18 protein-coding genes are annotated in these 22,271 nt (G+C 53.3%); 14 read left to right on the top strand and 4 right to left on the bottom strand.

Features of this window, described 5'->3' with window-relative positions; genetic code table 11:
* Positions 1-23: 23 nt before the first annotated feature.
* Positions 24-2,495 carry a carbohydrate binding domain-containing protein gene (locus tag ACKGJP_RS29680; protein WP_409342378.1) on the bottom strand — a complete coding sequence of 824 codons (2,472 nt, stop codon included), beginning with the start codon at positions 2,493-2,495 and terminating at the stop codon, positions 24-26.
* 300 nt (positions 2,496-2,795) lie between these two features.
* Between ACKGJP_RS29680 and ACKGJP_RS29675 the strand changes: the two genes are divergently transcribed.
* From ACKGJP_RS29675 to ACKGJP_RS29620, 12 genes are all read left to right on the top strand, one after another.
* Positions 2,796-3,695, top strand: coding sequence for an AraC family transcriptional regulator (locus tag ACKGJP_RS29675; protein WP_409342377.1), 900 nt, complete (start codon positions 2,796-2,798; stop codon positions 3,693-3,695).
* Positions 3,696-3,864: 169 nt separating this feature from the next.
* A complete protein-coding gene (locus tag ACKGJP_RS29670) occupies positions 3,865-5,538 on the top strand; it encodes an extracellular solute-binding protein (protein WP_409342376.1) in 1,674 nt (557 codons plus the stop codon).
* Positions 5,539-5,549: 11 nt separating this feature from the next.
* Positions 5,550-6,500: an ABC transporter permease gene (locus ACKGJP_RS29665; protein ID WP_409342375.1), complete on the top strand. Its 951-nt coding sequence runs from the start codon at positions 5,550-5,552 to the stop codon at positions 6,498-6,500.
* Between the two features lie 14 nt (positions 6,501-6,514).
* A complete protein-coding gene (locus ACKGJP_RS29660; protein WP_409342374.1) occupies positions 6,515-7,390 on the top strand; it encodes a carbohydrate ABC transporter permease in 876 nt (291 codons plus the stop codon).
* A gap of 40 nt (positions 7,391-7,430) precedes the next feature.
* Positions 7,431-9,269, top strand: a complete 1,839-nt coding sequence (locus ACKGJP_RS29655; RefSeq protein WP_409342373.1) for a hypothetical protein — start codon at positions 7,431-7,433, stop codon at positions 9,267-9,269.
* Between the two features lie 4 nt (positions 9,270-9,273).
* Positions 9,274-10,266, top strand: coding sequence for a Gfo/Idh/MocA family protein (locus tag ACKGJP_RS29650; protein ID WP_409342372.1), 993 nt, complete (start codon positions 9,274-9,276; stop codon positions 10,264-10,266).
* A gap of 4 nt (positions 10,267-10,270) precedes the next feature.
* Positions 10,271-11,263: a Gfo/Idh/MocA family protein gene (locus tag ACKGJP_RS29645; protein ID WP_409342371.1), complete on the top strand. Its 993-nt coding sequence runs from the start codon at positions 10,271-10,273 to the stop codon at positions 11,261-11,263.
* Between the two features lie 48 nt (positions 11,264-11,311).
* A complete protein-coding gene (locus ACKGJP_RS29640) occupies positions 11,312-12,535 on the top strand; it encodes a DegT/DnrJ/EryC1/StrS family aminotransferase (RefSeq protein WP_409342370.1) in 1,224 nt (407 codons plus the stop codon).
* Positions 12,536-12,591: 56 nt separating this feature from the next.
* Positions 12,592-12,906, top strand: a complete 315-nt coding sequence (locus tag ACKGJP_RS29635; protein WP_409342369.1) for a hypothetical protein — start codon at positions 12,592-12,594, stop codon at positions 12,904-12,906.
* 211 nt (positions 12,907-13,117) lie between these two features.
* A complete protein-coding gene (locus ACKGJP_RS29630; protein ID WP_409342368.1) occupies positions 13,118-14,416 on the top strand; it encodes a neutral/alkaline non-lysosomal ceramidase N-terminal domain-containing protein in 1,299 nt (432 codons plus the stop codon).
* Positions 14,417-14,541: 125 nt separating this feature from the next.
* Complete coding sequence (locus ACKGJP_RS29625) at positions 14,542-15,504, top strand: acetylxylan esterase (RefSeq protein WP_409342367.1); 963 nt, start codon at positions 14,542-14,544, stop codon at positions 15,502-15,504.
* A gap of 388 nt (positions 15,505-15,892) precedes the next feature.
* Positions 15,893-16,267: an aminotransferase class III-fold pyridoxal phosphate-dependent enzyme gene (locus ACKGJP_RS29620; RefSeq protein WP_409342366.1), complete on the top strand. Its 375-nt coding sequence runs from the start codon at positions 15,893-15,895 to the stop codon at positions 16,265-16,267.
* A 942-nt stretch (positions 16,268-17,209) separates the two neighbouring features.
* Here ACKGJP_RS29620 and ACKGJP_RS29615 read toward each other — a convergent pair.
* Positions 17,210-17,596 (bottom strand): helix-turn-helix transcriptional regulator, encoded by a 387-nt coding sequence (locus ACKGJP_RS29615; RefSeq protein ID WP_409342365.1) that lies wholly within the window; start codon positions 17,594-17,596, stop codon positions 17,210-17,212.
* A 26-nt stretch (positions 17,597-17,622) separates the two neighbouring features.
* Between ACKGJP_RS29615 and ACKGJP_RS29610 the strand changes: the two genes are divergently transcribed.
* On the top strand, positions 17,623-18,288 hold the full coding sequence (locus tag ACKGJP_RS29610) for an SGNH/GDSL hydrolase family protein (protein WP_409342364.1): 666 nt from the start codon (positions 17,623-17,625) through the stop codon (positions 18,286-18,288).
* Between the two features lie 210 nt (positions 18,289-18,498).
* Here ACKGJP_RS29610 and ACKGJP_RS29605 read toward each other — a convergent pair whose 3' ends face one another.
* Together ACKGJP_RS29605 and ACKGJP_RS29600 are read right to left on the bottom strand one after the other, a co-directional pair.
* Complete coding sequence (locus ACKGJP_RS29605; RefSeq protein WP_409342363.1) at positions 18,499-19,377, bottom strand: carbohydrate ABC transporter permease; 879 nt, start codon at positions 19,375-19,377, stop codon at positions 18,499-18,501.
* Positions 19,378-19,389: 12 nt separating this feature from the next.
* Positions 19,390-20,340: an ABC transporter permease gene (locus ACKGJP_RS29600; protein WP_409342362.1), complete on the bottom strand. Its 951-nt coding sequence runs from the start codon at positions 20,338-20,340 to the stop codon at positions 19,390-19,392.
* A gap of 238 nt (positions 20,341-20,578) precedes the next feature.
* On the opposite strand from ACKGJP_RS29600, the gene ACKGJP_RS29595 reads away from it, so the two are divergent.
* Entirely contained in the window at positions 20,579-22,243 is a 1,665-nt protein-coding gene (locus ACKGJP_RS29595; RefSeq protein WP_409342361.1) for a sugar ABC transporter, read from the top strand.
* The last annotated feature ends 28 nt before the right edge of the window (positions 22,244-22,271 follow it).

Raw genomic sequence — 22,271 nt, 5'->3', positions numbered from 1 at the left:
AATATCCCATTGCCCCGTAACGGTCAATAAGCCCAGCGGAACAGCTGGTTGCCCATATTGAAATAAATATTCCCGTAGCCATCGGCAGTCGCGTTCTCGAAATTGTTGACGCCATTATACAGAATCGTAACGTTCCTCGTCGTCGTATCGATTTCGAACAGATGGGTCTTGATCGTACCGTAAATTTTGTTGCTTCCCGCTCTGCCAAGCACGAGGGAGCCGTCTTTTTCGATTGGAGCGGTTCCGTAGTTGACGTCCGTAAATTTTTGCGCGTAGTATTCGATCGTGTTCGTGGCGGGATTGAAAATAAACAAGTAGCCATTAGCCAATCCCCAAATTTTTCCGTCCGTGCCGGCGATCAATGCCGTAATGGCCGGCGAGGAAAACGGCAGCGAATACGTCGTGTAGGCGCCGGTCGCGACATTGAGCTTCACCAGCTTGGCTTGCGTTTCCGTCGGTGTCGTATTTTTGCCGCCTGCAATAGACGAGCCTCCGTAGGCATACCCGTTCAGGTAGGCGGAGGAAATAATGCTCTGATTCGGCACGATATTACGGTATACTTGCGCGGAAGCGGTCAAGCTGTCGTAGACGGTCAAGGCACCTCCGAGCTGTCCCGAGGCAGGCACGGTGCCGATTATAATTTTGTTGTCGCCTTGGGCCATTCCGTAAGGACGTTCCTGCAAATAGGTCGTGCCCAAGTCGAGGAATTTGGTCGGGCCCCACCCCTGCGTCATATCGTTCTTATAGATTTGGGCGTTAGGGTAACCGCCCATATAAAGGGTATTGCCTTGAGAGATCATGCCTTCGATTTGGGGGATGCCATAATGCATAGTGTTCCGATCGCTCCGCATCGGGGAATAGACGCCCATATTGCCCGACAGGAAGCCGCCGGCATAAATGTTCTGATCCGGCCCTTGCGTCAGCGAACGGATATCGGTAGGTACGCCAGGCAGTCCGCTTATAAACATACTGCTGCTTATCTTGGAAGTCGGATTGTATTTGAACAGCATAATGGTGCCACCAGTGTGACCTACGGAAACAAGCGTTTGGCCGGGATAGTTGACTTGATCGTCAAGTGTAGCCAGCCCCCATGCATAGCCGTTAAAAGGAATTTGAGCGGGGGAGCCGTCCGAATTAAGCACAGGTGCGATCGTTTTACTATTCACATCGTATGTCTTCAGCCCGTTATACGTGTAGTATACTTTGCCGTCAATGATGGGCGAGACTCCATAGGAACCAATCGGGAACTCCGCATCCACTACGGTTGTAACGGTTCCATTCGGGTTGTCCGTGACGTCCAATACGACTTCTTTATTTTCCGGAATCACCCGGGCAAATACTTTGCCCCCCTCGTAGCTCAGCTTATCCACAGCCGTATTCGCATCGGCAATCGAAGCGGGGAGCAGATTGTCATTGCGCTGTCCGCCGACATTTTCTAATCGGGAAATTTGAGCCTTTGTACCGCCTGTTCCTACGTACAGGACGTTATCAGGAGCATCATGCACGATCGAATACGTATAATGGGAGTTGGCAAAAAACGGATGCGGGGAGAACGTATAGAATCCGGCGCCGGGCTCGTACTTGAACACGCCGGAATAAGGATACGTGCCGCCGTACACTTTACCCGCCAGATCGCTTGCGGAGAGCGCATAGATGTAAGTGGCGTCGGAAATCGCCTTGCCCAGATTGACGGGAGCCGAGGTTCCAGGCGTGTATTGGTACAACAGTCCGTTCGGATAGGTGCCCATATAGACCTTGTTATCGATGGTGGTCGCGGCGGAATGCGCGTATGTCGTATTGGGCAGCGGCATCAGCTTCTGCACCACCCCTGTATTCAGATTCACTTCGGCCATCGTGGCATTCGCGGTGCTGGAACCGTTGACGCCGATGTAGAAAGCCGGCTTACCGTTCCCATCCAACGCCACGGTCGCGCTGCGCATAGCCGTTGAATAGACGACATTGCCCAGATTGGTCAGCTCGGCCGTAATCAGCACGTCATCCCAGTAAACCGTACCGGTGCTCGCATTATTGCTGTAAAGCAGCACGGCCACATAAGCGGTACCTGTCGGAGCGGTTGCGCTCGTATTGATCAGGCTCCACTGGTTCACCGGACCGCTCTTGGAGAGGAAGGCCGAAGAAAGCAGCGTCTTGGAGCTGTTGTAGAAGCGAATATACAAGTCGGCGCTGCCGCTCGCGATATTGGCCCATGCGTACGCGTAATACGTTTTGCCTGCTGTTGCCGCCATGTAGTCGCTTTGAATTCCTACGGAGCTTGTATTGGAGGTGTCGACGATTTTGAGGCTGTTCGTTCCGCTATGAGACGTATCGGAAGAAACGGAAATGCCGCCGGAACCGAAGTTTTGGGTCCACGAGGTCAAGCCGGATTCGAAGCTATAGTTGGGAATTAGCATGTCGGCCGCCTGCGCCGAAAAGAGCGGCACAAAGGAGACGAGCAGAAGAAGCATACAGAATACTTTATTAACCTTTTTGACCATCAAAACGTCCTCCTCAATAAAATAGGGTTCAAGCCTAGCTGGAAATGTAAACGATTGAGCGACGCTCCTTTCGCTATTGATGGAAGCGCTGTCAAATACGCTTCGAGCGTATTATAAGCTGGTTTTCGAGCTTGAGTGGGACATTATTATACAGCCGATAGGCCAAATCTTGCAGGTGGATGGGAATTGCAGATTAAGGTTCTTGGCGGAGCACATAGGGTGTGATAGACTGGCTATAAACTCGGAAGATGGGTAGGGGAATCGTCTAATCGACACATTTTGTTGATAAGGAGACTTCTTATGAAAATGATTCCGGAATATGTCGATGTCATGGAAGAAGTTAAGCGGTTTCAACCGGAAATCCCGTTCTACATGTTCCATTACTCGCTTGACTACCGGTATCCGCACCATTATCACGATTTCGCGGAGCTTATGTTCATCACGGACGGAGAAGGCACCGAAATTTTGAATGGGCGGGTGCACCGGCTGAGCGCCGGTTCCATTACCTTTTTGCTTCCTCATCATCTTCATGAAATCGTCCCCAAAACGCCATTGCTGACCTATTGCTGCATGTTCGATCTCAAGATGTTTTACGATTCGCCTCTCGACACGGAGATCATGAAATATTTGTTCCGCGCCGGCGTCGATTTGCCGTCCTACGTCGACCTGCCGCCCGAACAGGCGAAGAGCATGGAGACGATCATGGGATCGCTGTTCGGCGAATGGAAGGCATCGAAGCCGGGAAAAAGTTTGATCATCCGGAGCAAATTGATCGAAGCGCTATTCGGGTATATACGCGCTGCGCTTGCATCCTCCCTACCTGCAACGGGAGAGAATAAGGCGGAGGAGACGGATGCGGTGTGGGATGTCATTCATCATGTCCACCTCCATTACGCCGACGAATTGAGCCTCGGCTTGATCGCTAAGGAAATGGGCGTCAGCATGTCCAAAATAAGCCGCATCTTTAAGGCGCAAGTCGGTAAAAGCTTTCTCGAATACGTTCATTCGATTCGGATTCACAAGGCAGCGACAATGCTTTCGACAACAACGATGTCCGTTACCGACATATCGGCGGAAGTAGGCTTCGATTCTTACCGCACGTTTACTCGGGTGTTTAAGTCTTTGATGGGCTCAACGCCGTCCGAATATCGCCTGATTGCCTCTCATCCGTCAAGCTTCTCCTTTAAGAACCCTGGATAAGGGGTTTTTGTTTTTTTATCCGGAAAAAGTGACTTGATGTTTGCTTCGAATTGACCTAAGGCATGCCGCGAGGCGTCCTATAATGAGTTCGTCAGCCGCTATGCCGAGTGACTTGGCCGGGAGCGGCGCGGCAGAACCGAGTTATTTAAAAGGGAGGCATCGAAATTCAATGAACAAAAGATTCAAACAAAGGGTCACCACGGCAACCGCAGTATCCCTGTTAGCTGCGGCTCTTGCCGCTTGTTCCTCGGGCGGGGGCTCCAAGCCGGACGCCTCATCGCAGGCGAGTCCGGGATCATCGGCAAGTCCGGCGGCCGCGACCAAGAAGGAAGAGAAGATTGAGCTTAGCATGTTCTACTCGGATGCAGGCTTGGCGATTTATCCGGCAGACACGGAGTTGAACAATAACCCGTTTATCAACATCGTCAAGCAGAAAGCGAACGTCGATCTGAAAATCGAAGTGCCGCCATATTCCGAGTTTCCGAACAAATTCAACCTGCTGCTCGCATCGGGAAAGCTTCCGGATCTCCTGCATACGTATTTGCCGGATCAGGCTTACAAAGCCGCTCGTGAAGGCGCTTTCATCGATTTGAAACCGTACTATGACAAATCGCCGGCTATCCAGAAATACATTACGCCGCAAATGATGGAGCTGGCCAAAGATCCGACCAGCGGCAAGTACTGGCGCATCCCGATGGCCTACGATAAGGGTCCGCAAGGCTGGGGCATTTACACGCGCTACGATTTGGTCGAGAAGTACAACGGCGGCAAATGGCCGGAATCCGTAGACGAGTGGGTCGAGCTTATGCGCAAGATCAAGAAAGCCGAGCCGAATTCGATTCCGATGACCTCGCGCGTGATCGGAGACAATGTATTCCCGTACGGCGGAGCGGTTATTTTCCGGATGTATGGGGCGTATCCGTATGAATACCGGATTCAGGGTGGCAAGGTTATCCCGAATGTCGTTCTTCCGGAATTCCGCGCCGCTGTCGGCTTGATGCGCCAACTGTACGAGGAAGGTATTCTGGACAAAGAATTCGCCACGACGGATTCCACCAGCTGGGGGACCAAGTGGGCCAATAACAACGTGCTTTTCCAATGGAACGGCGCCGATCAATTGCTTCCGGCCGCCGCGTCTTCCAGAGCCAAGGGAACAGACCTGCAAAAGACGTATAAGTACATGTTCGCGCCGCCGCTCAAACAGAATCCGAAAGAGCTTGTCGATCCGAAGTATACCTTCCCAACGCAAGGGTCGCCGATCAGCGCTCACGGGCTGTACATTCCGGCTTCCAGCAAGGATAAGGACCGGGCCTGGAAGGTTATTGAAGCGTTTGCATCCGATGAACTTCGCGAAGCGATTTTCTGGGGCAAGGAGAACGAGACGTACACGGTGAAGGACGGCAAGCGGGTGCCGATCGCGGACAAACTGGGAGCCAAAGAGCGGACCTGGTCGAAACAGCTTGCCTTCATCTTCGGCTATACCGACGGGCAGGACGCGCAGGCAGCTCTCTTTGAACAGCAGGTCGGGGATTCGACTTACTACAATCAAATCAAGAGCAGCATGAAGCAGGTCGCAGACAATGCCGCGAATGTGGGCTTGGGGAGCCCTCCAGGATACGCGGAACCGGAAGATGTCTTGAAGAAGAACGCGGAGATTATGCAGGCGATCAATAAATTTACCGTCGAAGCGATCATGGGGCGCATCACAATGGAGCAGTTCGACAAGGAAGTCAAAGCCTGGGAGCAGAAGTACCGCGCGTTTAAATACGACCCGCTGCAAAAATATATCGATGCGAACAAAGACAATCTGATCAAGTTGGGCTATAAAATGGCTGGTTGGTAGGAGGGACGTTCTTGTTGAACGAGCACGAAGTATCGAAGCTCGTCCTGAGCAAGCCCGTGAGGAGGAGGAAAGTCCGGTTTCGGACTCTCCTCTCTCTATACGCCTTGTTTGCTCCGACGGCAATTCTGCTGATTGTGTTTAACTACATGCCGATGTATGGCATCATTATTGCCTTTAAAAACTACTCCGTTTACAAAGGGGTCATGGCAAGCGATTGGGTCGGGCTGGAGCACTTCAAGTATGTCCTGAAGGATGACAAGTTCTGGAGCATTCTGAAAAATACGTTGATCCTTAATTTCTACGACCTTCTGTTTGGCTTCACCGCGCCGATCGTCTTCGCTTTGCTTGCGAACGAGCTGTTCCAAAAGACGTTTAAACGCGTCATGCAAACGATTTCCTATTTGCCTCATTTTTTGTCGTGGATCGTCGTTTCCGGTGTCTTCTATTCGATCTTGTCTCCGCAAACCGGGCTGTTCAACCATTTTCTCGGCTGGTTCGGGATCGAGCCGATCTATTTTATGACCGAACCGGGCATCTTTCGGGGGCTGCTTGTGTTTGCGGATATTTGGAAAAATGTCGGCTGGTCGGCGATTCTCTATTTTGCCGTCATCGCAGGCATCGATTCGAGCTTGTACGAGGCGGCCTGGATCGACGGGGCCAGCAGGTGGCGGCAGGTCGTTCACATTACGCTTCCGCATATGCTGCCGATGATTATGCTGCTGTTTCTGCTCCGGCTGGCGCATATATTCGAGGTCGGCTTCGAACGCGTCTTCCTGATGCAAAATCCGCTCGTGTACGACGTCTCCGACGTCATCAGCACCTATGTATACCGGCTCGGGCTTGAGCAGTCGCAGTATAGCCTGACGACCGCGATCGGCTTCATGCAGAGCGTGCTTGGCTTTCTGCTGCTCGTCATTTCCAACCGGTTGTCCAAGAAGCTCACCGGACTCGGCTTGTATTAAGGGGTGGACAACGCATGCATCGTTATGTATCGCCGTCAAGATTTGTGTTTCAGCTGTTCAACTATGCGTTTTTTATTTTGTTCAGCATTTCGATTCTCGTGCCGTTTATCAATGCCATCGCGATCTCGCTAAGCAGCTACAATGGCGTTTTGTCCGGCAAGGTCGGGCTTTGGCCGATTGAATTCCAGCTGGATTCCTATATCAAGATTGCCGGGAATGTTACGTTCCTGCGGTCGGTTGCCAATACGGCTGTTTTAACGGTCATTAATACGGGGCTTTCCGTCACCATATCCCTCTGTGCGGCTTATGCGCTGTCTCATAAAATGTTCGTCGGACGAAACATCGCTTTTACGTTCATCCTGATCACGATGTTTTTCAACGGAGGTCTGATCCCCACTTTCCTGCTGGTCATGGGGCTTGGGCTTGGCAATTCGTACGGCGCGCTTATTTTTCCGGGTTTGGTCAGCGCCTTCTATATCATCGTGTACAAGAACGTCATCGATCAGCTGCCCAAGGAACTGCTGGAATCCGCAGAAATGGACGGAGCCGGGGAATGGCGTCTGCTGTTCCGCATCGTGCTGCCGCTTGTTCTGCCGATGACGATGGCGTTTATCATTTTCAGCGCGGTCGGGTATTGGAATCAGTGGTTTAACGTACTTCTCTATATCAAGGACAAATCGATGTGGACCTTGCAATTTCAGCTTCGCGAAATATTGACGACATCCCAGCTGCAGGACGATCTGCTTAACCCGGTCGGCGAGCAAATCATCCATCCGGAAAACTTGAAAATGGCTGCGCTCCTGGTCACGATTTTGCCGATCATTGCGGTTTATCCGTTCGTGCAGAAGTATTTCATTCATGGGCAATTTGTGGGTGCGGTGAAAGGCTGAGGAAGCCTGAAGGCAGAAAAGGATGAGGGTGTGAACGCATATGACGGCAAAAACATTGTATTCGATTGAGGCGGAGCCTTGCCGCAATTTCTGCATTTTGGGGACGACCGCCTTCATCGATCCCGTTGACAATCGGGAGAAGCTCGTTTTGTCCAACTTCTCGGCCGGTTCCGTCGGCAATCTGGTGTTGATCGATAAAGCTACCGGCGAGGGCGAATCGATCCCGCTTCCGGGCGATTCCGGCGCATGGGCGCTTCTGGCGGTTGGCGATCATCTGCTCGTCGGCACTTGTCCGGATTACGGCTATCTGCATAGCCTTAATTTGATCACCCGGCGTTGGGCCGAGCCGCTCCGGATCGAGTCGGAAACGTATATATGGAACTTTGCGCTCGGCACGGACGGCATGGTATACGCGGGGACTTATCCGGGCTGCCTGCTGCTCCGCTACGATCCGGCCGCGCATACGTTAACCAGCCTTGGCCGCGTTTCCGATAATCTCGACAATTATTACAGCCGCAACGTGTTCGCGATTCCAAATCGCATGCTGATCAATGTCGGCTTCAACAAGCGATTCGTCTCGGTTTGGTCGATGGCGGACGGCTCGTATACCCGCTTGGGCGAGGACGGCGAAGCGGTGATCGAGGCGGATGAGAATCGGATTTGCACGGAATTCGAAGGAACGCAGCGCTTCTATAACAGCCGCACGCTCGAACTGATCGCCCCATCCACTGCAACGGGAACGGCCTTGTTGAAGCTGAAGCAGGCCGAAATGACCGTATTGGACGGCAAGCGGATCAAGGCTGTGCGCTTTACGGGCGGGGGATTGGCCGGAGTCAAGGGCCAGGATTACTTTATTCAATACGCTGAAGGACAGGAGCCGGTATGCCGTCCGATTCCGACACCGGCGCCGCCTACGCGAATTCATACCCTTACTTCCGATTCCAATGGCGTTGTGTGGGGGTCGAGCGGATTCGGGCAAACGATCTTCCGGTACGATCCGCGGGACGGTTCCTATTGGAATTCGGCGGCGGTTTGCGAGAACGGCGGTGAGGTTTACGGGATGGCGTTCGTGGGCAAGGAGCTGTTTATGGCTGCTTATTCCGGGGGCGATCATGTGGTGTACCGCCCTGACGAACCTTGGAACCAATACGGCAATATCAATCCGAAGACACTGCAAGCAGTCGGACCGGGCCTGATCCGTCCACTAGGCAAAACCGTCATCGGACCGGATGGCGCCGTTTGGACGGGATGGTCTGCCGCATATGGCGTTTATGGCGGCGGGATTTCCCGAGTCGATCCGGTCACGAAGGAAGTTTTCTCCTGGCTCGACCCTGTGCCCGGGCAGCAGGTTTGCGGCTTGGCAGGCGATGGGCGCTACCTGTATTTGACGACCAATGGTGGCGGTAACGGTCTGACCTACAAGGAAGAGGAAGACTGCTGCTTCACGGTGTGGGATCCGGTTTCCGCTTCCGTTGTGTTTCTTCACCGTTTTGAACCGGGCCGTAAAACCGGCGTTGTCCTATTCGCCCACGGCTTCGCATGGATGCGAGCAGGCAATGAAATAGCGGCATTCGATCCGGCCCGGATGGCGTTCGCTGCTTTTGTACCACTGGATGAGGCTTGCGGATGCCTTGTCAAGTACAACCATTCGAGCGTACTGGCTTTTGGCGAAACCTCTTTATTCCGGATTCATGCCGGTTCCATGCAAGCCGCAAGGCTGGGCGACATCCCGCCCCATGTAACGACGGCCACGGTTACCCCGGACGGCGCCATTTATTTCAATCAATACGGCACGAGGCTTTACAGGCTTGATATGGATGATCTGGCTTCGCTGACGGCTGCATCAGCCGATGCGGCGGAAGAAAGTCGAAAGGAATGAAAGCATGAAAGTAGCTGTAGCCGGTTGCGGCACGATGGGCCGAAAGTTCGCACGCGTTATAAGTGAAATGCAGCATGTCGAGCTCACCGGTATTTATAACCAATCGCCCCATTCGGCAAAAGGTTTCGCAGAATCCCTTGGCACCAAATGGTTTTCCTCTTACGACGAATTATTGGCAGATAAGGAATTGGAGCTTGTCGTCATCGCGCTCCCTACCTTTCTCCACAAAGCCTATACGATCCGTGCGGCGGCGTATGGCAAACATGTTATTTGCGAGAAGCCGATTGCGCTTGACCGGGAAGAAGCGGGTGAGATGATGCGCGCATGCGACCTTGCAGGCGTCCGGTTGTTTGTCGGGCATGTGCTTCGCTTTTTTCCGGAATATCGCCATATGCGCAAGCAAGCGACTGAGGGCGCTGTCGGGAAAATCGGCGTCGTCCACGCCAAGCGGGCAAGCCTTCATCCGCCGGCGGACAGCTGGTTTGCGGACAGCGGCAAAAGCGGCGGCGTGATCTTTGATTTGATGATTCACGAACTCGATTATATGTGCTGGCTGCTCGGCGAAGTTTCATCCGTTTTTGCGGAAAGCAAGCGTACGGCGGGGTTTGATTATGCGACCGCCACCCTGCGATTTGAGAGTGGGGCAATCGCGAATATCGAGGCGATTTGGGGGCATCCGGCCTCCTTTCATGCAAATTTGGAAATTTTCGGGTCACACGGCGTCTTGAAATGCAGCAGCCAAGATAGCAGGCCGCTTGTCCTGTACTGCACGGATTCCGGTTCCGCAGCTGGGGAGGGGGTCATTTTGCCGGAAGCGCCTTCCCGACAAGATCCTTTCGCGCTGGAAATCGCCCATTTTATCGATTGTATTCGGCATCGCAAACAACCGATTGTGACGGCTGCGGATGCTTGTCAGGCGGTTGCCGTCGCGCAGTTGGCTTTGCAATCCATGGAGACGGGAAAGCCTGTACAATTCATGGAGCCGATTGGGAGGTGAGCGGATGCTCCGATTGAAGCTGGGACTGATCGGCATGGCCCACCCGCAGGCGAGCAACTGCCTGGAGCAGCTTCTTGAGCGGGACGATGCAGAAGTGGTCGGGATATATGACACGTGTAAAGAACGGATGACCGCCTTGCAATCCCGGTACGGCATCCGAGCTTATTCGGCGTGCGAACAACTTCTGGCGGCGGATGTCGATGCGGTGATTGTGGGTTCGGAAACGAAGCATCATGCCATGCATGTCAAAACAGCGGCCAGTGCGAGAAAGCATGTGCTGTGTGGGGAGCCGCTCGGCCTGAACCAGGAGGAAATGCGGGAAATGCTGGAGGCTTGCGCTGCGAATAACGTTCAACTGATGACAGCGTTCCCTTATCGATACTTGCCTTCCGTTTTGGAAGCGAAAGCGGTTCTGGAGAGCGGGAGGCTGGGAACCGTTCAGACCGTCAAAGCTGCAAGCCGCGCACAACGGCCCGCAGGCTGTTTATTGGACGCGTCCGTATCCGGCGGTGGGGCCGTTATGGACCAAGGCGTCCATGCTCTTGATTTGCTGAGCTGGCTACTGCATGCGGAGCCGGTAAACGTATACGCGGAAGCATGGTCTTTTATTCAAGAGGATGCCGCGATTTTGCATGTGGCATTCGATAACGATGTGAAGGCTGTGCTGGACACAAGCTGGTGTTTGCCCGAGTCGTATCCGATCCGGAAGGAGATGACGATGGAAATCATCGGCACGAAGGGAGCTCTGACTCTGAACGCGTTCACCCAAGCCACCCGGCTCTATAGCGACTGCAACAGCAAAACGGTATGGAGTTATTGGGGGGATACCGGCGAGCATATGCTGATTCATGACTTCGTTCGCGCTTTGCTGGAAAACAAGGCAGTGCCTCTTACAGGGCTGGACGGCTTTCGCGCGACAGCGGCTGCTTTGGCCGCCTGCGAATCGCTGGCAAGCCAAGCGCCTTGCTCGCTGGAACCTTTTATCCGGGGGCGCTGACTATGAATTTACTGTCTGCAGGGACAATAATGGGGAAAGGGTGTCAACATGGATAGATTGGCAGTCAATGGAGGGAAGCCCGTTCGAACGGAAGCGTTCCCATCGTGGCCTATTTTTGACGAGTTGGAGGAGCAAATGGTTCTGGATGTCGTTCGTTCAGGCAAATGGGGAGGAACGGGAAGCGTGATTTCCAAGACATTCTCGGAGAAGCTTCCGGAAATGGAGAAGCAAATTGCCCGCCTGCAGGATGCCGCGTATGCCGTAAGCGTCGTCAACGGGACGGTGGCCATTACGGTTGCGCTGCAAGCTGCGGGAGTCAAGCCGGGTGATGAGGTCATCGTGCCTCCTTATACGTTTATTGCAACGGCGACGGCAGCGCTCGCCTACGGGGTTATTCCCGTCTTTGCTGATATTGAGGAAGATACGCTGCTCATCGATCCGGACAAGGTAGAGCAAGCCATTACGCCCCGAACGAAGGCAATCATCGCGGTCCATATCGCAGGGGCGCCCGCCAACATGAGCCGAATCAAGGAGATCGCCGCAAAGCATAAGCTGAAGGTCATCGAGGATGCCGCCCAGGCGGTCGGGGCTAAGTGGGAAGGCACGGGAGTCGGCGCGATCGGCGATCTTGGGACGTTCAGCTTTCAATCCAGCAAAAATTTGAATTCGGGCGAGGGCGGCGCGATCGTAACAAACGATAAGGAATTATGGGAAAGAGCTTGGTCGATTTGCAATGTAGGGCGAGTTCCGAACGGCGCATGGTACCAGCATGACCGGGTCGGTCAAAATTACAGGATGACGGAGCTGCAGGCGGCCCTAATTTTGGCGCAAATGTCCCGCCTGGATGAGCAGATGCGGAAGAGGGAAATCAACGCTAGGCTGCTTAACGAACTGCTGGGCGGGATCGACGGCATCCGCCTGATGAATCAGGATGCAAGAATCACGCGCCATGCCAACCACCTATACATGTTCAGGCTTGCTCCCGAGTTGATCGAACGGGTCGCCAAAAACGACTTTATCCGTCAGGTGAATGCGGAGGGCATACCGGTCAGTGCCGGGTATGTCCCGCTAAACGCCAACAAGGCGATCATCGGCGCGACGAGGGAATTTGAAGGAGAGGAGCGCCTCTTTGCTTGCCCGGTATGCGAGCGTGTCTGCGGAGAGGTGATCTGGCTCGGTCAAGCTGCACTTTTGGCGGAAGAGAAGGATATTCATGACATCGCAAGTGGGATTAGGAAGGTTGTTCATGCGTCCGCGGGCTCCCGCCCTTGATAGCCCTGTGCCGGATCATCGGTCAGATGCCCTGGCAATAATGGTGTTTACGTGCGTTGATTAGAACATGGAAAGGACAACTGCCGATGAACGGACCTGCCTATTATAAAAATGCACGCACGTTCTATTCAGAGGATAAGATCGCTAATGCACGCAAAAACATCAATCGGTATGCGTGGGCGAAAGAGATCGGCCAGCAGACGGTTGAAATGGCGGATACTTACTTGGAATACGGCTGTGATTATCTATGGGATCTCGTCACGACGCAGGCGCTTCCTCGAAGCTACGGAGTAAACCAGGTCTTAGGCTGTCCCATTTGCAAAAAAGGAATCGACCGGTTCGGCTATCCGGCGTTGGGTGGACGATCATGATTTTTCCCGGGGCTACATTTACGACTTCAATGAAACCGATGCGTTCCGGATTCCACTCTCGTATGAGTGGGGAGTCAAGATTTGAACTGAAATTAAGCGAGAGGGCTAACGGAAATGGAAACAGAATACGAATTTGGGACATTCGGGCGCTAGCGATGCCACGCCTTACAAGTTGGACTAACCACCAAACCGCGGAATAGGGGCGAACAACATGCACCCATTATTGAAGCTCGGTACTGCGAAAATCGATATTACGCCGAAATTTCCGGTTCCGTTAGCCGGATTCTCCTCAAGAAAAGAGCTCGGCCCCTGTGAGGGAGTATCGCATCCTTTGTTTGCACGTATCTTTCTGTTTCAGCAGGAGGACGAAGCCAGAAACGGACAAAAGGCACTGCTCATTTCGGCAGACTTGATTTGGTGGGGCACCGATCGTGTTCGGGGTTTGAAGGAACAAATCGCGAGACGATGGGGAATCGAAGAAGATGCGATTATTTTCCATGGGACACATACGCATTCCGGACCACAGACGAGCAGCCTGTTCACGCCTTTGCTCGGTGAATTTGACGCGGACTATATTCGGGATATGGAGTCCAAAATGGTGGAAGGCATCGAGCGCGCGGGTTCGCGGCTGGAGCCGGTCGCCATCGAGAGAGGAATCGGCTGTTGTGATATCGGGGTCAATCGGCGTCTAAGCGCACAAATGTCGCCGAACCTGGAAGGACCGACGGATCCTGATGTTAATGTCATCCGGTTCGTGACGGAGCATGGCGAACCCCGAGCGTTACTGGTTCATTATACATGTCATCCTGTCGTTACGAGGGAAAATCTTGTTTCGTGCGAGTTCACGGGAGTCGCCATGGAGCAGCTCGAAGAAGCTATGGGAGAAGGCGCCATAGCGGCCTTCCTCCAAGGCTGCTGCGGAGATATCAATCCGGGCATGGAGGGTAGATTTTGCTTTGGCGACGATTCCGAAGTGCGACAATTGGGAAGCAAGTTTGCCGAAGCCGTTCTGGGCATTCTGGCTCGTCCGATGGCCGCTGTGCCTCCATCACCTTTGGGTTTTGTCAGAAAGGCGGTCTCACTACCTCTCCAGAAGCTTCCTACCTTGCAGGAGCTGGAGGATAAGAAGGAAAATGACGGCGTCGAAGGCGAATGGAGCCGATTATTGCTTGAAGCGCCGCACAAATTTGTACCGCATGTAGCGTTTGAGCTGACGCTGTTGACGATCGGACACGGACTTTCTTTCCTGGCCATGAACAGCGAGGTTGTCGTGGAATATGGGCTGTTATTGAAAGAGCATGTCGGAAGCCGGATATTGCCGATCCCGTACAGCAACGGCATGATCGGGTACGTTCCTACTGCCAAGCAGCTGGAAGAAGGCGGTTACGAGGCACTGGAGTCGACCTTGTACTTCGGCTTGCCGGCACCGTTCGATCCCGAGATCGAAACAATCATTAGCACGGAAATGACAAACTGGACGGTTGCCGGGTTGGAAGCGGAAAACAACTGACGGCTTGCATCCCATTAAGCAAAGCGCATTTGAATGGCCTGTGCATGGCGCGAGCCCGACCGTTAAGCGTCGCCATTCGAGCTTGCTTCGGACAAACCGCTTCCAATGAGAGGATGAAACGGGACATGCCATTGGTCGATATGCCGCTTGAACAATTGCTGACTTACGAAGGCCTCAACCCGCGTCCGGCCGACTTTGACACTTACTGGGAGCGCGCGCTTGCCGAAATGCATGCGGTCGATTCGGCCGTCGAGTTGGTTCCGAGCGCTTTTCAGGTGCCTTCAGTCGATTGCTTCGATCTATATTTCACGGGTGTCCGCGGCGCTCGCATCCATGCCAAATACATACGCCCGAAAAACGTGCAAGAACCGCACCCGGCCGTTATCCAATTTCACGGCTACTCGAAAAACAGCGGCGATTGGAGCGACAAGCTTATCTATGCATCGCTCGGTTTTTCGGTGATTGCGATGGACGCTCGCGGGCAAGGCGGATATTCCGAGGATAAAGGCGGTGTGAAGGGGACGACTTATCACGGCCATATTGTCCGCGGCCTGGACGATCATCATCCGGATAATCTGCTGTTCCGTCATATTTATCTGGACGCCGCTCAGCTTGCTAGTATCGTGATGACCCTGCCCGAGGTCGATCCGTCGCGGGTAGGCGCAATGGGAGACTCGCAGGGCGGAGCGCTGACGATTGCCTGCGCCGCCCTGGAGCCGCGAATTAAACGGGTGGCACCGATTTACCCGTTCCTATGCGACTTTAAACGAGTGTGGGAAATGGATTTGGCAGCGAACGCGTATGCAGAACTGCAAACGTTTTTCCGCCATTTTGATCCACAGCATAAGCGTGAAGAGAAGATTTTCGAGAGGCTCGGGTATATCGATTTGCAATATTTGGCCCACCGAATTCGCGGTAAAGTGTTGATGGGGGTCGGTTTAATGGATACGATTTGCCCGCCCTCCACCCAGTTCGCGGCTTATAATAAAATATTGGCTCCGAAATCGTACGAACTGTACCCGGATTTCGGTCACGAACAATTGCCGGGCTACAGTGATAAAGTCGTCGAATTTATGCTGGGACTATAAAAAAATGTGCGTACGCGAATGCAGGTTTGAACCTTGGGTGGGACTACCAGAAGAGTTCAGATACAACTTCGGACCGCTCCATTTTTCCACCGTAGGTCCCCGTTCGTAGCCGTCGCTTACCGCCAGTGGGGCCGGCGTCCGGACACCCTTCAGTGGAAAACGTGCCGTTGCCGAGTATCATCGCCCAGACGAGTATGCCACGTTCATGGGAGGAACTTATCAGCTCGCCGTTGATCCGCCGCTTATTTACTACGACATAATGCACGATCGCATAGTCGACGCGGCGATTTCCTCGGCGACGCTGTCCGCCGGGCGGTTTTCGTAATTTGAAATATTCACTTTTGTTCATGCTCGGTTAATTCACAAGAGTAATGTAGGGGGCGGCCTATTGAGAAGAGAGGCGTCAATCGCTTGGACGAAAAGACTTGAACACCGCATCCCATGGGGCTCAAGCACGTGTTCGAAAGCTCCGGTCGCGGCACCCGAAGAGCCGGGCGTTATTATTAAGGGAAAGGGCTGCAGGGTATGGGACGCCGACGGCAACGAATATATCGATTTTCGTAACGGATTGGGGCCGATCACGCTCGGCTATCAATTCCCCGCGGTAGACGACGCCATCCGGGAGCAGCTGCTTCAAGGCATCGTTTTCGGCCATCCGCATCCGCTTGAATGCGAAGTCGCGGAGCAGCTCTGTCGGCTCATTCCTTGCGCGGAGCAGGCGCGTTTTCTCTCCCAACCCTTCCTAGTAACTCTATTGTATTAGGTTTGAGAGTTTACACAAAGAATTTTACAGCCTCGATGAGGGAGAAAGTTTAGAGAAGATTGTTTGAATCTTGAGAATCCAAGGCCACTTTTTCGGTCTTGGATTTCCCTTTTGGTAAAATCAGGTATTCAATTAAAGGACTTTATTTTTCCCAAATTAACGCCAATCCGGAATAACTGACAAAGGATTAAAGAACTTATTTTTTATTTTTCGTTTTCGAAATTCTCACAAACCGTTATAAATCCTACATTCTCATTAAAGATCTTTATTTTTGTACATCACCCCAGCTTATCGGGGAACTATAAGAAACCATATAGAAGAGGCCATCCCGAAAGCCATAAAAATGGCAGAGGGATGGCCTCTTTTTGTAAGCTCACGCCAGCGGTCATAGCACTAATACGGACGCCCTGTTGTTCTTATACGAAGCTTGGCTTCAAGCCGTTTGACTCCAATGTACAGACGGATCATGAGGGAAAGCCGATAGTCGGAATCAAGCTGGAGGTAAAGCTATAGTAGGCAGGGCTTGCTCGAATACCCCCCAGCTGGAAGCGGCGAGCACGTCATAGCAGCGGAGGGGGCGCATCGTTTGAGATCAAGCCGTTTTTGCAGAGATGACGTCTTGTCGGCGCATTGTTGCGGCTGCATATCCCTAACTATAATGAAACCCAAAGGAGAATAAGCCTTTGGGTTTTATTGAATTTTTTTCAGAAAGTGTATGCTCCGCTGATTGTTCAACTTAAAGGTAAATGCGCCTGCCCTTACAGGTCGGCGCAGCCGTTTATCCTTGATTGATCAGCAAGCATATCGTAGAAGTGGCTCTATCTCGGTAAACGCCGGCGTCAAAGACGCCGGTAGGCGTTTATCCTTGATTGATCAGCAAGTATATCGTAGAAGTGGCTCTAAATCTCGGTAAACGCCGGCGTCAAAGACGCCGGTAGGCGTTTATCCTTGTCTAAAAGCGAGGGGAGTGATGCCGACATTCGTTTTGAAGGCGGTTTGAAAGCTTCCGGGCGTCTGGTAGCCGACGTGTTCGGCAATATGTGAAATCGGCATATCCGTATTTTGGAGCAGATCCATGGCGACCTTCATCCTGGTTTCCAGCAGCTTTCGCCGGAAGGAAGCGCGATACCGTTCGTTCAAAATGCGGTTGAGCTGCCTTGTACTGAAATTGAGCTGTCTCGCCAGATCTTCTTCCTTAATATCGCCGTTATAGTGCGATGCGAAAAACGCGTCGATGACGTTCGTCCGCAGATCGTCCGGCGTTTGTTTCGGGAAGTCGTATGCAGCTGCGGAGGCCGACGGAGCGGAGCGGATGATGTCGATCATCATCTGGGCGAACAGGCTCCGGGGCAGAAATGAGGGAGTTCACGCTTTACCTGCCCACGTACAATGATTTGGACATGTTGGAAATCGGACTTGACGAAGAGGCTTCATTCGCAGCGCCGGCGCCGTATGCTTTAGACAAGCCGGTTGTTTTCTACGGCAGCTCGATTACGCAAGGCGGGTGCGCAAGCAGGCCGGGCAACGGCTACGTGCCGGTTTTGTCACGGGAATTGAACGTCGATGCGGTGAACCTAGGCTTCAACGGCAGTGGCAAAGGGGAGCCGTCCGTCTGCTCGCTGCTGGCTGAAATCGATGCGGCTAGCTACGTGCTCGATTTCCATGTCAATCTCCCGACCGCAGCGGAGCTGGAGGCTGTGTACGCTCCTTTTTACCAACAGCTGCGATCGCTTCGGCCGGAAACGCCGATCCTTATGGTTTCACCGCTCTATTCCAGCAGCGAACGGTATGACAAGCAAACGCAGGCTAAATACGGAGGAATGAGAACGACCATAAGGAGCGCGTATGAGGAAGCGGTCGCTCAGGGAGACCGGTATGTGTATACCGTCGACGGTTGCAGCTTGATCGGCCCGGGAGACGAGGGCGGCTACGTGGACGGCCTTCATCCGAACGACATCGGCTTCCGGCAGATGGCCGATCGACTTCAGCCGATCCTTCGGCAGGCGCTTCGAATTCCGTAGCCGGCCCGCATGCCGCGGCATATCGGCTCCCGTATAAAGTCGCCCGATGGGCGGCTTTTTTCGTGTCAGCCGTTGTTGTCATTCAACTAAACAATCACATGAATGGCCATGATCAGATATACGTCAGCAAAGTTGCTCCCCCTCCCCAAGGAATCACAGCTCCAACTCCAACTCCAACTCCAACGCCGACTCCTACTCCTACTCCTACTCCTACTCCTTCACCGATCCGACGACCATGCCTTTGACGAAATATTTTTGCAGGAACGGATAGACCGTCAGAATCGGCAGCGCTCCGATGAAGATTTGCGCGGCTTTTACGGTATTGTTGGAGATGTTCTCCAGCTCGCGTCCCAGCGAGGAGAGCTGCGTCGAGTCGATTTGAATCAGAATCGTTTGCAGGAACGTGGCCAGCGGGTAGTCGCCGATGCTCTTCAAATAGATTAAGCCGTCGAACCAAGCGTTCCAGTGGCCGACCATTTTGAACAAAGAGAGGGTTGCAATCGCAGGCAAAGATAAGGGAATATAAATGTGAGTAAGTATCTTCATCTGCCCGGCCCCGTCGATCAAGGCGGCTTCTTCGAGCGCCTTCGGGATGCTGCGGAAGAAGTTGAGCAGCAGGACGAGGAGCCACACGTCAATGGCCCCGGGCAAAATCAAAGCCCACATCGAGTACATTAGGCCGAGCTTTTGGATCGTAATGTAGGTGGGTACCAGACCGCCGCTGAACAGCAGCGTAAGGACGAAAAACCAGGAATACCATGTCCTGCTTTTGAAAATCAAAACATCCTTGGACAAAGGATAGGCGGCAAGAAAGATGACGGCCATGGAAATGACGGTACCGAGCAATGTACGCTGTACGGAAACCCATAACGAGTGGAGGAAATTCGGGTTGCTCAGCGTTTTCTTATAGGCGTCCAAGGTGAAATCGATCGGAATCAGCCCGACCAGATTGGCGTTGGCCGGCGCGCGTCCGCTGAAGGATACGGCGAGCGTATGGATCAGGGGAAGCAAGCAAAGAAAAGCGATAAGGGCCAAAAATATATAGTTGAACACGGTGAATAAGCGGTAGGACAACGTCTTGTGATACAAAGGAAACCCTCCTCAGAAAATCCGGTAATTGGCGGTTTTGAGCGCGAGTCGGTAAACAGCCAGGATCAGGATGCAGCTTACGACGGATTTGAATAGTCCGATCGCGGTCGCGAAGCTGAGCTTCTGGCTTAGAATGCCGACCCGGTACACGTAGGTGTCGATAATGTCTCCCTTGTCATAGACGAGCGGGTTGTACAGGTTGTACACTTGGTCGAAGCCGGCGCTGAGAATGCTGCTTAGCGATAAGGTAGCGCATACCGTCATAATCGGAACGAGTCCCGGTAGGGTGATATGCATCGTTTGTTTCCATCTGGAGGCGCCGTCGACCTCCGCGGCTTCATACAGCTCGGGATTAATGCCGGCGAGGGACGCCAAATAAATGATCGTGCTGAACCCGAACTCTTTCCACACTTCGCTCGTCACCAGGGTGAAGCGGAACCAATCGCCTTTCCCTAGAAAGAAAATGGGCTCGAGGCCGAACCAATTGTGCAGCACGCGGTTGATAAGCCCCCCTTCGGGCGAAAGAAGATCGACAAGAATCGCCGACAGGATAACCCAAGAGAGAAAATGGGGCAGGTAGACGAGCGTCTGCACGACGCGCTTGAACGCCATTTTGCGCACCTCGTTCAGCAGCAGGGCGAATGCAACCGGAACGACGACCATGAATCCGATCTTAAGCGAGGCGATCAGCAGCGTATTCCAAATGACCTGAACGCTGTCCGCCCGTTCGAAGATCGCATGAAAATGCTTCAAGCCGACCCAATCGGAGCCGCTGAAGCCCAGGTAAGGCTTGTATTCCTGAAAAGCGATGACCACGCCGAGCATGGGCAAATAATGAAAGAGCAGAGCCAAAACGACAGCGGGCAGCAGCATAAAATGAAACACCCAAGTTTTGCGCATGTTTCTCAAAAACGTTCTGCGAACCGGTTGAAGCGAAGCTACCGGAGGAGTGCCAGAATTCATCGCGATACACCTCTTTGCGGGTTTTATGAGCAGTCGCCCCCATTCTAGCATAGCCCCGAATTGGGCTATATACCGTTTTCTTAACTCCCCGTTATGTTTTGTAAAGGCCGTATGAAGAGGATTCCGCAATGTTTAAAAAAGCATATGCCGTATTGAGAATGTGTTATTTCCCTGCCGGGGCGATTCCTATACGATTTGGTTGTAAGCACAATCCTAACAAGTACAGGGGGAAGCACGCGTGCGTTTAAAAGCGAAACAAGTGATGCTGACAGCACTGGCTGTCACCATGGCGGGTGCATCGATCGGATGCTCGTCGGGCAGCGGCAAAGGCAAGAACGAGGAGAAGCCGGCGGTTCAAACGGCAAACGGAAAGTTCGATCCTCCCGTAACGATTACCACGGTTAGAGGTCTCCCGGCGGCAGCCACCTTCAAGAACGGCGAAACGATCGACGATAACGTGCATTCGCGTTGGGTTAAGGACAAGCTGGGCATCGAGATCAAAAACCTGTGGTCCGTCGTGAATACGAACAATGCCTACGATACGAAGCTGAAGCTGGCGCTCTCCGCCAACGAGCCGATGCCGGATGTCGTGAATGCAACGGGGGAAATGGCGCGTTTGCTTATTGAGTCCGGCCGCTTCCAGGATGCGGGCGCCCTGTTCGACAAATACGCAAGCGAAACCTGGAAGAAAGCGATGAGCGAGGATCCGACCGTCTGGTACGAATTTTCCAAGGACGGCAAGCGCTACGGCATCCCGCAGCTGGATTACGATTACAACAACGATCCGGTTCTTTGGCTGCGCGGCGACTGGATGAAGAAGCTGAATTTGACGGCGCCCAAAACGATCGACGAATACGAGAAGGTGCTGGATGCGTTTACGAATCAAGACCCGGACGGCGACGGACAGAAGAATACGTTCGGCCTTTCCGTCGGGTTTAAGAAGTCGTACGGCAACCATTTCGGCGTCAGCTGGCTGTTCGGCTCGTATGGCTCGATTCCGGGAATGTGGACCAAGCAGGCGGACGGAACGCTTGCATACGGCTCCGTCCAGCCTGGCGTCAAGGAAGGCTTGGCCAAGCTGAAAAGCTGGGTCGCCAAAGGCTACATCCCGCAAGAAGCGCCTGTCTGGGATGAAGCGAAGGCCGGTTCCTTCGTTTCGGCCGGCAAAGCGGGCAGCTTCACCGGACCTTACTGGTCGGAAGCTTGGCCGATGGGCGACCTGACCAAGAACAATCCGAAGGCCGAGCTGACCACGACTGTGCTTCCCGTCGGAGCGAACGGCAAAGGCTCCTACTTCGCTACGCATCCTTATGCCGGCGCTACATTCATCAACAAGGAAATGAAAAATCCGGAAATTTTCTTCACGTACGCCAATTATTTATTCGATAACTTTGCCGATCCGAAAGCGGGCAGCGAGTTCGAGAACGGCTGGCACAAGGGCTATGACTGGGATATGGTAGACGGCAAGGTCACGAACGATCTGACGAAAATTCCGGGCGGCGGCGTCCGCGTCTTCTTCTACAGCTTGTTGAACCAAGGCCCGCGCATCCCTTCGCAAAATATTAAAGCGCTCGTTAACCTTGGGAAGAACGGGAAACCGGAAACGCCGTATGAACGGTATTGGTCGCAGCTGGCGCCGCCAATCGAAATTCAATCGTCCGGCAATGTCTGGAACCAGCGCCAGAATCGTCTCATGAACGAGTTCACGGGTGGAGCGACGGCCACGATGACCGATAAGGGCGATTACTTGAACAAGCTGGAGATGGAAACGTTCAGTAAAATCGTCTTCGGCGACGAGCCGGTCGAGGCTTACGACAAGTTCGTTCAAACCTGGAAGTCGCAGGGCGGCGATGCCATCACCAAAGAAGTGAACGACTGGTATAAGAGCGCGGCGAAAAAGTAACGAAAGGAAGAACAAGGGGCTTCTCCAA

Source organism: Paenibacillus litoralis, from assembly GCF_046244365.1.
In the GTDB taxonomy this organism is placed as follows: domain Bacteria; phylum Bacillota; class Bacilli; order Paenibacillales; family NBRC-103111; genus Paenibacillus_V.
This window is presented reverse-complemented; position numbering and strand designations above follow the sequence as displayed.

What these genes read in the sequence shown, in the direction of transcription:
- ACKGJP_RS29680 (WP_409342378.1), bottom strand. Translation starts at nt 2,495, where the DNA reads ATGGTCAAAAAGGTTAATAAAGTATTCTGTATGCTTCTTCTGCTCGTC.
- ACKGJP_RS29675 (WP_409342377.1), top strand. Translation starts at nt 2,796, where the DNA reads ATGAAAATGATTCCGGAATATGTCGATGTCATGGAAGAAGTTAAGCGG.
- ACKGJP_RS29670 (WP_409342376.1), top strand. Translation starts at nt 3,865, where the DNA reads ATGAACAAAAGATTCAAACAAAGGGTCACCACGGCAACCGCAGTATCC.
- ACKGJP_RS29660 (WP_409342374.1), top strand. Translation starts at nt 6,515, where the DNA reads ATGCATCGTTATGTATCGCCGTCAAGATTTGTGTTTCAGCTGTTCAAC.
- ACKGJP_RS29655 (WP_409342373.1), top strand. Translation starts at nt 7,431, where the DNA reads ATGACGGCAAAAACATTGTATTCGATTGAGGCGGAGCCTTGCCGCAAT.
- ACKGJP_RS29650 (WP_409342372.1), top strand. Translation starts at nt 9,274, where the DNA reads ATGAAAGTAGCTGTAGCCGGTTGCGGCACGATGGGCCGAAAGTTCGCA.
- ACKGJP_RS29645 (WP_409342371.1), top strand. Translation starts at nt 10,271, where the DNA reads ATGCTCCGATTGAAGCTGGGACTGATCGGCATGGCCCACCCGCAGGCG.
- ACKGJP_RS29640 (WP_409342370.1), top strand. Translation starts at nt 11,312, where the DNA reads ATGGATAGATTGGCAGTCAATGGAGGGAAGCCCGTTCGAACGGAAGCG.
- ACKGJP_RS29630 (WP_409342368.1), top strand. Translation starts at nt 13,118, where the DNA reads ATGCACCCATTATTGAAGCTCGGTACTGCGAAAATCGATATTACGCCG.
- ACKGJP_RS29625 (WP_409342367.1), top strand. Translation starts at nt 14,542, where the DNA reads ATGCCATTGGTCGATATGCCGCTTGAACAATTGCTGACTTACGAAGGC.
- ACKGJP_RS29615 (WP_409342365.1), bottom strand. Translation starts at nt 17,596, where the DNA reads ATGATGATCGACATCATCCGCTCCGCTCCGTCGGCCTCCGCAGCTGCA.
- ACKGJP_RS29610 (WP_409342364.1), top strand. Translation starts at nt 17,623, where the DNA reads ATGAGGGAGTTCACGCTTTACCTGCCCACGTACAATGATTTGGACATG.
- ACKGJP_RS29600 (WP_409342362.1), bottom strand. Translation starts at nt 20,340, where the DNA reads ATGAATTCTGGCACTCCTCCGGTAGCTTCGCTTCAACCGGTTCGCAGA.